9 protein-coding genes are annotated in these 11772 nt (G+C 71.8%); 4 read left to right on the top strand and 5 right to left on the bottom strand.

Features of this window, described 5'->3' with window-relative positions; translation table 11 throughout:
* The first annotated feature begins 230 nt into the window (after positions 1-230).
* The 4 genes from ACZ4MH_RS17020 (at position 231) to ACZ4MH_RS17005 (ending at position 4895) form a co-directional block, all read left to right on the top strand.
* Positions 231-1244, top strand: a complete 1014-nt coding sequence (locus ACZ4MH_RS17020) for a polyprenyl synthetase family protein (RefSeq protein WP_351597919.1) — start codon at positions 231-233, stop codon at positions 1242-1244.
* 258 nt (positions 1245-1502) lie between these two features.
* A complete protein-coding gene (locus tag ACZ4MH_RS17015; protein WP_351597916.1) occupies positions 1503-2816 on the top strand; it encodes a LolA family protein in 1314 nt (437 codons plus the stop codon).
* Between the two features lie 113 nt (positions 2817-2929).
* The gene (locus ACZ4MH_RS17010; protein WP_351597913.1) at positions 2930-3982 is read left to right on the top strand and encodes an ABC transporter ATP-binding protein; all 1053 of its coding nucleotides are present in this window, start codon (positions 2930-2932) and stop codon (positions 3980-3982) included.
* Complete coding sequence (locus tag ACZ4MH_RS17005) at positions 3969-4895, top strand: ABC transporter permease (RefSeq protein WP_351597910.1); 927 nt, start codon at positions 3969-3971, stop codon at positions 4893-4895. The genes ACZ4MH_RS17010 and ACZ4MH_RS17005 overlap by 14 nt, the downstream gene beginning before the upstream one ends.
* On the opposite strand, the gene rarD is transcribed toward ACZ4MH_RS17005, so the two are convergent.
* The 5 genes from rarD to ACZ4MH_RS16980 all read right to left on the bottom strand — a co-directional run bounded on the left by rarD (position 4832) and on the right by ACZ4MH_RS16980 (position 11706).
* Entirely contained in the window at positions 4832-5809 is a 978-nt protein-coding gene (rarD, locus tag ACZ4MH_RS17000) for an EamA family transporter RarD (protein WP_351597907.1), read from the bottom strand. The two genes, ACZ4MH_RS17005 and rarD, sit on opposite strands and share 64 nt — an antisense overlap.
* A gap of 227 nt (positions 5810-6036) precedes the next feature.
* A complete protein-coding gene (locus tag ACZ4MH_RS16995) occupies positions 6037-7131 on the bottom strand; it encodes a 2-oxoacid:ferredoxin oxidoreductase subunit beta (RefSeq protein ID WP_351597904.1) in 1095 nt (364 codons plus the stop codon).
* Positions 7124-9094, bottom strand: coding sequence for a 2-oxoacid:acceptor oxidoreductase subunit alpha (locus ACZ4MH_RS16990; protein WP_351597901.1), 1971 nt, complete (start codon positions 9092-9094; stop codon positions 7124-7126). The genes ACZ4MH_RS16995 and ACZ4MH_RS16990 overlap by 8 nt, the downstream gene beginning before the upstream one ends.
* Positions 9095-9426: 332 nt before the next feature.
* Complete coding sequence (locus tag ACZ4MH_RS16985; RefSeq protein WP_351597959.1) at positions 9427-10086, bottom strand: response regulator transcription factor; 660 nt, start codon at positions 10084-10086, stop codon at positions 9427-9429.
* Positions 10087-10368: 282 nt separating this feature from the next.
* On the bottom strand, positions 10369-11706 hold the full coding sequence (locus ACZ4MH_RS16980; protein ID WP_351601976.1) for a sensor histidine kinase: 1338 nt from the start codon (positions 11704-11706) through the stop codon (positions 10369-10371).
* Between the last annotated feature and the right edge of the window lie 66 nt (positions 11707-11772).

The following is an 11772-nucleotide window of genomic DNA, read 5'->3' as shown; positions in this document are numbered from 1 at the left end:
CTCGGGTGGATTAACTTGCTTCTGCTGTCCGTTCCTCCCGGTACAAAACCCACGACGTTGGGTGATCAAGAACATACCGGGCCCGGTGCGGCGCCGCCCTCCGGGCCGCCGGGTGCGGCAGACGGACGGGCGCTCATGGTGATCGAACTGCGACCGGATACGCTGGCCAATGGTGGAGACAGCGACAGATCGACAATCCGTTTGATCGTCAGCAGACAGGAGTAACCCTCGTGACCGTCGTCGGGCCCTTCGGGCTGAGCGTGCGGGACCAGGCTCTTGAGGCCGATGTCCAGGCCGGGTTGGCGGCTGTCGAGGAGGGCCTGCTGGAGGCCACCAAGAGCGACGTGCCGTTCATCACCGACGCCGCGCAGCATCTCGTCCGCGCGGGTGGCAAACGTTTCCGGCCGCTGCTGGTGATGCTGGCCGCCCAGTTCGGTGACCCGCACGCGCCGGGCATCGTGCCCTCGGCCGTCGTCGTGGAGCTGACGCACCTGGCGACGCTGTACCACGACGACGTCATGGACGAGGCGGACGTGCGCCGCGGTGTGGAGAGCGCCAACGCCCGCTGGGGCAACTCGCTCGCCGTCCTGACCGGCGACTTCCTCTTCGCGCGCGCCTCGCACATCCTGGCCGACCTGGGCCCGGAAGCGGTCCGCATCCAGGCCGAGGCGTTCGAACGCCTGGTGACCGGCCAGATCCTGGAGACCGCGGGGCCGCGCGACGGCCGTGACCCGGTCGGGCACTACCTCGACGTCATCGCGGGCAAGACCGGCTCGCTGATCGCCGTCGCCGGCCGCTTCGGCGCGATGATGTCCGGCGCCGACGAGGCCACGGTCGACATCCTCACGCAGTACGGCGAGCGCCTGGGCACCGCCTTCCAGCTCGCCGACGACGTGCTGGACATCGCCAGCGACGCGGGCGAGTCCGGCAAGACCCCCGGCACCGACCTGCGCGAGGGCATCCCGACGCTGCCGGTCCTGCACCTTCGCGCGCTCGCCGCCTCCGACGCGGCCACCGAGGAGGACCGTGCGCTGGCCGCCCTCCTGGACGAGGACCTCACCGACGACGCCCGGCACGCCGAGGCGCTGGCCGGGCTGCGCGCCCACGCCGCCCTGCGGCAGGCCCGCCGCGACACCATCCGGTACGCCGAGGAGGCCCGCGCGACGCTGGCCCCGCTGCCGGACTGCGCGGCGAAGACGGCTCTCCAGGAGCTGTGCGACGCGGTGGTGTACCGGGCGGGCTGACCGCCCGCGCTCGAACTCCGTACAGAAGCCCGGCGGGAGTACGCCGGGCTTCGCCCGTGGCAGTACGCCGCGCGCCGCCCCTCAGGGGTCGTCTCATCCTTCAGCAGTACATGGTTCCGGCCCCGGGGCTGACGCTTCGGGATGGCGGATTTGGTGGCATTGACACCACCACGCCATGGCGGAGCGGGACACAATGAGCCCGAGGTGTGGACGAGTGCGTTGCGTTGAGACCGCCGCCTACGACGGAGGTAGAAGCACATGCCACGGAACGAAGCGTCACGGGTCACCGGTGAATGGGACGACGGGGGGAAACGTACGGGACGCCGCAAGGTCGTCCGGTACGGCGTCCCCGTCGCGGTGGCGGGGGTGGCGGCGGCGACGATCGGGCTGGTCCCCGCGTTCGCCGGAGCCGGCGATCCCGACCTGCCGGAGATATCCGCGCAGGACCTGATCGCGAAGGTAGCGGCGTCGGACGTGCAGCAGCTGTCCGGCACGGTACGGACCAGCACGGACCTCGGCCTGCCGGAACTGCCCGGCGGCATGGGCGCGGGAGCGCTGGGCTCCGGTCAGGGCAAGGGCGGCGCGTCCGCCGACCCGAAGGACAAGCTCATGGAGCTGGCGTCCGGCACGCACACGCTGCGGGTCGCCGCCGACGGACCCGACCGGCAGCGGGTGTCCGTCATCGACAAGGCCGCCGAGTACAGCCTGGTCCGCGACGGCGAAAAGGTGTGGGGGTACGACAGCGGCAGCAATACCGCCTTCCGCGCCACCGGCCCGGAGGCGGACACCGCGAAGAAGGGCGAGCAGCGCCGGGCCGTGCCGAAGGGCCTGGGCGACGTCACCCCGCAGGAGCTCGCCGAGCACGTCCTGGACGCGGCCGGTGACACCACGTCGGTCACCGTCGATGGCACCGCCAAGGTCGCCGGGCGGGACGCCTACCAGCTGCTGGTCAAGCCCAAGCAGGCCGGCTCCACGGTCGGTTCCGTGCGCATCGCGGTGGACGCGGACAACGGCGTACCGCTGAAGTTCACGCTGACGCCGAAGAGCGGCGGCGCACCGGCCCTGGAAGCGGGGTTCACCACGGTCGACTTCGCCAAGCCCGCTGCGGGCACCTTCGCCTTCGCCCCGCCCAAGGGCGCGAAGATCATCGACGGCGACCGGGTCCGTACGCAGCGGCACGACGACGCGGCCGGGACCGAGGCCGGGGACCTCCCGAAGGGCCTGCCCGGCGGGCTGCCGCAGGGCCTGAACGGGGCGCGGTCCGGCGACCGGGGTGGCATGGACGTCATCGGCCACGGCTGGACCGCGATCGCGAAGATCGAGGGCGCCGGCGCGGCCCCGGGCAAGGAAGGCGCCGCGGGCCACAAGGCGGAGGCGTCCAAGGCCGGTGCCGCCGCGGGCGACGCCGGGAAGTTCCTGGACTCGCTGGGCGAGAAGGTGACCGGCGGCTTCGGCTCGGGCCACCTCTTCAGTACGCGCCTGGTCAACGCCCTGATGACGGACGACGGCACGGTCTACGTCGGCGCCGTCGACCGGCAGACCCTGATCAAGGCGGCCGACGCGGCGAAGTGACCGCGGCGGTGGTGGCGCCCGGCCACCACCGCCCTCGGCAGCTCGCCGACCGGGCGCGGCCGACGCTCCGTGTGGCGGCCGCGCCCCCGGCCCGGACCGTAGTGGGGGAGTGCATGGCGCCACCGTCGCCGGACGGGGAGGACGGAGCGCGTCCCGGTGCGCCCGTTATCGAAACGCGCGGCCTGACCAAGACGTACGGCAGCGGGCCGCCGGCCGTCGACGGGCTCGACCTGTCCGTGCCGCCCGGCAGCATCTTCGGCTTCCTCGGCCCCAACGGCTCGGGCAAGACCACCACGATCCGCATGCTGATGGGCCTGATCGAGCCGACGGCGGGCGGCGCCCGGCTGCTCGGCGAGCCGATGCCCGGCGCCGCGCGGCGGGTACTGCCCCGGGTCGGCGCGCTCATCGAGGGCCCGGCCCTGTACGGCTTCCTCACCGGGCGGGCCAACCTCCTGCGGTACGACGCCGCCGACCCGACCGCCGATCCCCGCACCCGGGCCGCGCGGGTCGCCGCCGCCCTGGAACGGGTGGGCCTCGCGGCCGCCGCCGGCAAGAAGGCACGCGCGTACTCCCTCGGCATGAAGCAGCGGCTCGGGCTGGCCGCCGCCCTGCTCCGCCCCCGCGAGCTGCTGGTCCTGGACGAGCCGACCAACGGCCTGGACCCGCAGGGGATGCGGGAGATCCGCGGCCTGGTGCGCGAGCTGGCCGCCGACGGCACGACCGTCTTCCTCTCCTCGCATCTCCTGGACGAGATCGAACAGGTCTGCACGCACGCCGCCGTGATGTCCCGCGGCCGGCTGATCACCCAGGGCACGGTGGCCGGGCTGGCGGCCGGCGCCCGTGGCCGGCTGGCCGTCACCACCCCGGACACCGCGGACGCGGCCCGGGTACTGAAGGAGTACGGCGTGACCGGTCTCGTCGTCACCGAGGACCGGGTGACGGGCGAGCTGCCGCCGGACCCGGGCGGCACGGCCGGGGGACCGGATCCGGCCGACGCGGGTGGGGCAGCTGATCCGGCCGATGCGGGCGAGCGATGGGATCCGGCCGACCTGAACGCCGCGCTCGTCACGGCCGGCGTGCGGGTCCGCGGCTTCGGCACCGAACGCGCCTCGCTGGAGGACGTCTTCGTGGCACTGACGGGGGAGGGCTTCGATGTCGCGGGCTGAGACGGCGGGGACTGAGACGGCGCGGGCCGAGGCGGCGGGGGCCGGGACGGCCGAGGCGGCGCGGCGGGCGGCGGTCTCCCGGGGGCCGCGTCCGCTGTGGACGCTCGGCCTGCTGCGCAATGAGATCGGCATGACGTTCCGGCGCCGCCGCACCCTCGTCCTGCTCGCCGTGCTGGCCCTGGTGCCGGTACTGGTCGGGATCGCCGTCCGCGTCCAGACCGCGGACGGCGGGGCCCGCGGCGGCCCGGCCTTCATCTCCCTGGTCACGAACAACGGCCTCTTCCTGGTCTTCACCTCCCTCGCGGCCACCCTGCCGGTGTTTCTGCCGATGGCGCTCGGCGTGGTCGCCGGGGACGCGATCGCGGGCGAGGCGGGCGCCGGAACGCTGCGGTACCTGCTCGTCGCCCCGGCCGGGCGGACCCGTCTGCTGCTCGTCAAGTACGCGGCCACGCTGGTGTTCTGCCTGGTGGCGACCCTGGTGGTGGCTGCGTCGGCGCTGGCCGTCGGCGCGCTGCTCTTCCCGCTGGGCGAGGTCACGCTGCTGTCGGGGACGACCGTGCCGTTCGCGGAGGGGCTGCTGCGGGCGCTCGCCGTCGCGGGCGTGGTCGCACTCTCGCTGATCGGCGTGGCGGCGCTGGGGCTGTTCGTCTCCACGCTCACCGGCAGCGGCATCGCGGCCATGGCGATGACCGTGGGAGTGGTGATCACCCTGCAGATCCTGAACACCATTCCGCAGCTGAACGCCGTCCAGCCGTACCTCTTCCCGCACTACTGGCTGAGCTTCGCCGACCTGCTGCGCGACCCGGTCTACTGGGAGGACATCCGCCGCAACCTCGGCCTCCAGGCGGTCTACGCGCTGGTCTTCGGCTCGGCGGCCTGGGCCCGCTTCACGACGCGCGACGTCACGGCCTGAGGAGCGGTACTCGTACGGGCAGCGGCCCGGGACGTCCGCGCCGTGCGCAGCGCGTCCCAGGTCAGCACGGCGAGCGCCAGCCACACGAGGGCGAAGCCCGCCCAGCGCTCGGGCGGCATGGCCTCGTGGAAGACGGTGAGGCCGAGGACGAACTGGAAGGTCGGCGCGAGGTACTGGAGCATGCCGAGCACCGAGAGCGGCAGCCGGACGGCGGCCGCGCCGAAGGCGATCAGCGGCAGCGCGGTGGCGAGGCCGGTGCCCGCGAGCAGCGCGGCCTGCCCGATGCCGCCGCCGGCGAAGCCGGACTCGCCGCGTACGCCGAGGAGGATCAGGTACGCCAGCGCGGGCAGGAACTGGATCACCGTCTCCGTGCTGAAGCCCTCGATGCCACCGAGCTTGATGCCCTTCTTGACCAGGCTGTACGTGGCGAAGGACAGCGCGAGGCCGAGCGCGATCCAGGGCACCCGGCCGTACGCCACGGCCATCACGAGCACCGCCAGCGTGCCGACGCCGACCGCGGCCCACTGCGGCGGACGCAGCCGCTCGCGCAGGAAGATCACGCCGAAGGCGATGCTGACCAGCGGGTTGATGAAGTACCCGAGGGACGCCTCCAGCACATGGCCGGCGTTGACCGCCCAGATGTAGAGGTACCAGTTCACCGAGATGACGGCGGCCGCCGCCACCACCATGCCGAGCCGCTTCGGCTGCCGCAGCAGCGGGCGTATCCAGGACCAGCGGCGCAGCGCGATCAGGAAGACCAGGGCCACCGGCAGCGACCAGGCCATGCGGCTGGCCAGGATCTCGGTGGGGGAGGCGGCGGACAGCAGGTGCCAGTAGAGGGGGAGGAAGCCCCACATGCCGTACGCCACGAAGCCGTAGGCCAGGCCGGTGCGCTGGTCGGACGGAGACGGCAAGGGGTCCTCCTGGGCGAGCGGGGGCGGGCGTCGGCGCGGCGTGCCGAGCTCTCCGAAGGTAACGCCGCCGGCCTCGCATGTCATGCCCGTATCTCAAATACGGTCGTTACATATCCGGAGTCGGGCAGGCCGGGGCGGGCACACGTACGGCTGCCCGGGACCGCGCCCGCAGGGGCGGTCCCGGGCAGCCGGGAGAGAAGGCGGCGGCCGTAAGGGCCGCCCGGCCGTCAGCCGACGACCGTCCAGGTGTCGTTGCCGGCGAGCAGGGTGGCGAGGTCGCCCTTGCCCTTCTGCTCGATGGCCGCGTCCAGCTGGTCGGACATCAGGGTGTCGTACACCGGCCGGTCCACGCTGCGCAGCACGCCGATGGGCGTGTGGTGCAGGGTGTCGGGGTCGGCGAGCCGGGAGAGGGCGAAGGCCGTGGTGGGGGAGGGGTTGTGCGCGTCGTGCACGAGCACGGCGTCCGTCCCTTCCTCGGCGACGTCGATGACCTTCAGGTCGCCGGTGAGCGGGTCGCGGACGACGCCCTTGGAGCCGAGGCCGTCCTCGGCGGGAGCGCCGAACCGGATCGGCTGCCCGTGCTCCAGGCGGATCACGGCCTCCTCGGCCTTGTCCTTGTCCTTGAGCACCTCGAACGCGCCATCGTTGAAGATGTTGCAGTTCTGGTAGATCTCCACCAGCGCCGTGCCGGGATGGGCGGCGGCCTGGCGGAGCACGCTCGTCAGGTGCTTGCGGTCGGAGTCCACCGTGCGGGCCACGAAGGACGCCTCGGCGCCGATCGCCAGCGAGACCGGGTTGAAGGGCGCGTCCAGCGAGCCCATCGGCGTCGACTTGGTGATCTTGCCGACCTCGGAGGTGGGCGAGTACTGGCCCTTGGTCAGGCCGTAGATCCGGTTGTTGAACAGCAGGATCTTGAGGTTGACGTTGCGGCGCAGGGCGTGGATGAGGTGGTTGCCGCCGATGGAGAGCGCGTCGCCGTCACCGGTGACCACCCACACCGACAGGTCGCGCCGCGAGGAGGCCAGGCCCGTGGCGATGGCCGGGGCGCGGCCGTGGATGGAGTGCATCCCGTAGGTGTTCATGTAGTACGGGAAGCGGGAGGAGCAGCCGATGCCGGAGACGAAGCAGATGTTCTCCTTCGCCAGACCGAGCTCGGGCATGAAGCCCTGCACGGCGGCGAGGACGGCGTAGTCGCCGCAGCCGGGACACCAGCGCACTTCCTGATCGGACTTGAAGTCCTTCATGGACTGCTTGGCCTCGGCCTTGGGCACCAGGGAAAGCGCCTCGATCTGCGCCGCACCCTCCGCGATCGTCTCAGTCATTGATGGCCTCCTTCGGGCCCTGCTTCATAACCTCTTCGAGGTGGGCGGCGAGCTGCTCTGCCTTGAAGGGCATCCCGCTGACCTGGGTGTGGGACCGGGCGTCCACGAGGAACTTCGCCCGCAGCAAGGTGGCGAGCTGGCCGAGGTTCATCTCGGGGACGACCACCTTGTCGTAACGCCCCAGCACCGCCCCGAGATTCCCCGGGAAGGGGTTGAGGTGGCGCAGGTGCGCCTGGGCGATCTCGCCGCCGGCGCGGCGCACCCGGCGCACGGCCGCGGTGATCGGGCCGTACGTCGAACCCCAGCCGATCACCAGCGTGTCGGCCTCGCCTGACGGGTCGTCGACCTCCAGGTCGGGGACCTCGATGCCGTCGATCTTGGCCTGCCGGGTGCGGACCATGAAGTCGTGGTTGGCCGGGTCGTAGGAGATGTTGCCCGTGCCGTCCTGCTTCTCGATGCCGCCGATGCGGTGCTCCAGGCCCGGGGTGCCCGGCACCGCCCAGGGGCGGGCCAGGGTCTGCGGGTCGCGCTTGTACGGCCAGAAGACCTCGGTGCCGTCCGCCAACTCGTGGTTGGCCGAGGCGGCGAACTGCACGCGCAGGTCCGGCAGTTCGTCGACCTCCGGGATGCGCCACGGCTCGGAGCCGTTGGCCAGGTAACCGTCGGAGAGCAGGAAGACCGGCGTGCGGTAGGTCAGCGCGATACGGGCCGCGTCCAGCGCCGCGTCGAAGCAGTCCGCCGGGGTCTTCGGCGCGACGATCGGCACCGGCGCCTCGCCGTTGCGCCCGTACATCGCCTGCAGCAGGTCCGCCTGCTCGGTCTTGGTCGGCAGGCCCGTGGAGGGGCCGCCGCGCTGGATGTCCACGATCAGCAGCGGCAGTTCCAGGCTGACGGCCAGGCCGATCGTCTCCGACTTCAGCGCCACACCGGGCCCTGAGGTGGTGGTCACCGCGAGCGAGCCGCCGAACGCCGCGCCCAGCGCCGCGCCGATCCCCGCGATCTCGTCCTCCGCCTGGAAGGTCCGCACACCGAAGTTCTTGTGCTTGGACAGCTCGTGCAGGATGTCGGAGGCCGGGGTGATCGGATACGAGCCGAGGTAGAGCGGCAGGTCCGCCTGGCGGCCCGCGGCCACCAGGCCGTAGGACAGTGCCAGATTGCCCGAGATGTTGCGGTACGTGCCCGTCGGGAACGCCTTCGTCGCCGGCGCCACCTCGTAGGAGACCGCGAAGTCCTCGGTGGTCTCGCCGAAGTTCCAGCCCGCCCGGAAGGCGGCGACATTCGCCTCGGCGATGTCCGGCTTCTTGGCGAACTTCTGCCGCAGGAACGCCTCGGTGCTCTCCGTCGGACGGTGGTACATCCACGACAGCAGGCCCAGCGCGAACATGTTCTTGCTCCGCTCGGCCTCCTTCCGGGACAGGCCGAAGTCCTTCAGCGCCTCGATCGTCAGCGTCGTCAGCGGCACCGGATGGACGTTGTACGCCTCCAGCGAGCCGTCCTCCAGTGGGCTGGTGGCGTACCCGACCTTCGCCATCGGGCGCTTGGTGAACTCGTCGGTGTTCACGATGATGTCCGCGCCGCGCGGCACGTCCGCGAGGTTGGCCTTCAGCGCCGCCGGGTTCATCGCGACCAGGACGTTGGGCGCGTCACCGGGCGTGAGGATGTCGTGGTCGGCGAAGTGCAGCTGGAAGCTGGACACGCCGGGCAGGGTGCCGGCGGGCGCCCGGATCTCGGCGGGGAAGTTCGGCAGGGTCGACAGGTCGTTGCCGAACGAGGCCGTCTCGGAGGTGAACCGGTCACCCGTGAGCTGCATACCGTCACCGGAGTCGCCCGCGAACCGGATGATCACCCGGTCCAGCCTGCGGACCTCCTTGCCGGCGCCGTTCTCCGTGGCAGGGGGTTGCGGCTGTTCCCCTGCGAGCGCACCGTCGGTCTTGTCGGCTGGGCTACTGACCTGGCTGGTCACTGCTTCGGACCTCCCTCAGGGCCTGGGGTGTCCCCGCCGTGGGCAGGGCATCCGGGACGCAACGTGCGGACCTGTCGTCCCATGGCCATCGTACGTGGGTAAGGGTCGCCTTCCTTGAGGCGATCACATGCTGGACGTGAAAGTGAGACGCTGCGCTCGCATGGTGGCTGCAGGCGCGAGATGCCGCTCTGTCATATTTCGCCATGAATCATCCGCCCCCCGCGGCTTCTTCTGTAGGACGCTCTCCGTGCTTCAACGGTTGATCAGCGCTCCGTACTCCGTGCCGGAGTGACCCCCGCACCGGCACCGTCGGCTGACAGCCTGTCAGGTGGTCAGGAGTTGAGGTAGGTGAGCACTGCAAGTACACGACGGTGATCCCCGTCACTCGGGGCGAGGCCGAGCTTGAGGAAGATGTTGCTGACGTGCTTCTCCACCGCGCCGTCGCTCACCACCAGCTGCCGGGCTATCGCGGAGTTCGTCCGTCCCTCGGCCATCAGTCCCAGCACCTCGCGCTCCCGCGGGGTGAGGCCGGCCAGTACGTCCTGCCTACGGCTGCGGCCCAGCAACTGGGCGACGACCTCCGGGTCGAGCGCCGTGCCGCCTTCCGCGACCCGCACCACCGCGTCGACGAACTCACGGACTTCGGCTACCCGGTCCTTGAGCAGATAGCCGACGCCCCGGCTCGAACCGGCCAGCAGCTCCGTCGCGTACTGCTCCTCGACATACTGCGACAGCACCAGTACTCCCAGGTCGGGATGGTCCCGGCGCAGCCGGACCGCGGCACGCACCCCCTCGTCCGTGTGCGTCGGCGGCATACGGACGTCCGCGACGACCACGTCCGGCAGCTCCCCCTCGGCGGCCAGCTCCCCGATGGCCTTGATCAGCGCCTCCGCGTCGCCCACACCGGCGACGACCTCATGCCCCCGATCGGTCAGCAGCCGCGTCAGGCCCTCTCTCAGCAGCACTGAATCCTCGGCGATGACCACCCGCACGCTGTTCTCCACGATCTTCGGCTCCCCCACCCGTTCTCGGCTCGACGTTCATCAGCATCCCAGGATTCGGACGCGCGCGTCGGATCACCGTGCGGGTTGTGGATAACTCGGAATGGCCGATTGCGGACGGCCGCGGGAGCACCGCGCGGACCTGCGGGATCTCCGCGCGGTAGGCGCGGTACGACGATCGGCGGAGACGGCTTCCGCCGCCTCCGCCACGCCCCGCCCGCCGGCCGCCCGCCGGCCGTCAGCCGCGCCGTCAGTCGGCCGTCAGCCGCGCCGTCAGTCGCGCCAGGGCAGCTCCGCCGTGATCGCCGTCGGGCCGCCCGCCGGCGAGTCGATGACCAGCAGCCCGTCCACCGCGTCCAGCCGCTCGGCCAGGCCCGCCAGGCCGCTGCCGGAACCGGTGTGCGCGCCGCCCCGGCCGTTGTCGGAGACCAGCACGATCAGCCGGTCCTCGGCCCGCCACACATCGACCGACGCGCCGCTCGCCCGCGCGTGCTTGGAGACGTTCTGCAGCAGCTCCGAGACCGTGAAGTACGCGATCCCCTCGATCGCCGCGGCGGGCCGCGCCGTCAGATCCACGCTGACCTGCACCGGCACCGTGCAGCGCGCGGCGAGCGCGGAGAGCGCCGGGTCCAGACCGCGGTCGGTGAGGATCGCCGGGTGGATGCCGCGGGCCAGGTCGCGCAGCTCCTGGAGCGCGATCTTCACCTCGCCGTGCGCTTCGTCCACCATGCGGGCGGCGGCCTCCGGGTCCTCCTGCAGCTTCTCCTTGGCCAGCCCCAAATCCATGGCGAGCGCCACGAGCCGGGCCTGCGCCCCGTCGTGCAGATCGCGCTCTATCCGCCGCAGGTCGGCGGCCGCGGTCTCGGACACCGCCGTACGGTCCGACTCCAGCTCCGTGACCCGGCCGGCCAGCCGGGACGGGCCCAGCAGTCCGTGCACCAGCAACCGGTCCACCTGGCTGAGGCCGCGCACGGCCCCGCCCCAGACCAGTACGACCAGCAGCCCGACGACGCTGGTCACGGCGATCTCGAAGGGGGTGTCCAGATACATGCTGTGCGTCCCGTCCCCGAACAGCTGGATGCCGTCCCGGCCGAGGTACATCGGGAAGGTCCAGCGCCACAGCGGGTACGTGAACAGGCTCCAGCCGAGCGACCACAGCGTCACCGAGACGGTGAACGCGAAGACCGCCCACGGGAAGTGCAGCAGGCAGTACAGGAGGTGCCGCCAGGACGTGCCGCTCTTCAGCACCGCGCCGATGCGGCCCATCAGGCTCGGCTTGGTGGCGCGGACCGGTTCGGGAGCGCGCACTTCCAGGCCGAGCAGGGCACGCGCCCGTACGCGCTCCAGCGCGCCGAGTCCGCGGCAGCCGACGAGGCCCGCGGCCAGTACGGGTATGCCGAGGAACGTGATCAGCAGGCCCGCGCCGAGCGACGTCATCGTGACGGCGTAGGTGAACATCACGATGGCGATCGGCAGGCTGAGCAGCAGATAGAGGAACTCCCGCCAGGTCCGGCCGGCGAAGGGCGCGCGCAGCACGAAGGGGACGCGGTGCGGGCCGCGGCCTTCGGAGGCGTGCGGCGCAGGGGACGGCGAACCGTATGCGGTGTCCATGGCGTCTCGTTTCATCCGTTCTACTGATGAGCGGCGGGGCTTTCCCCGCCTGGATAGGCCGCCTTC

It is taken from the genome of Streptomyces sp. NPDC026301 (assembly GCF_055567935.1).
This window is presented reverse-complemented; position numbering and strand designations above follow the sequence as displayed.

Coding starts and splice junctions, on each gene's coding strand:
- ACZ4MH_RS17015 (WP_351597916.1), top strand. CDS start 1,503: ATGCCACGGAACGAAGCGTCACGGGTCACCGGTGAATGGGACGACGGG.
- ACZ4MH_RS17010 (WP_351597913.1), top strand. CDS start 2,930: ATGGCGCCACCGTCGCCGGACGGGGAGGACGGAGCGCGTCCCGGTGCG.
- ACZ4MH_RS17005 (WP_351597910.1), top strand. CDS start 3,969: ATGTCGCGGGCTGAGACGGCGGGGACTGAGACGGCGCGGGCCGAGGCG.
- ACZ4MH_RS16995 (WP_351597904.1), bottom strand. CDS start 7,131: ATGACTGAGACGATCGCGGAGGGTGCGGCGCAGATCGAGGCGCTTTCC.
- ACZ4MH_RS16980 (WP_351601976.1), bottom strand. CDS start 11,706: ATGGACACCGCATACGGTTCGCCGTCCCCTGCGCCGCACGCCTCCGAA.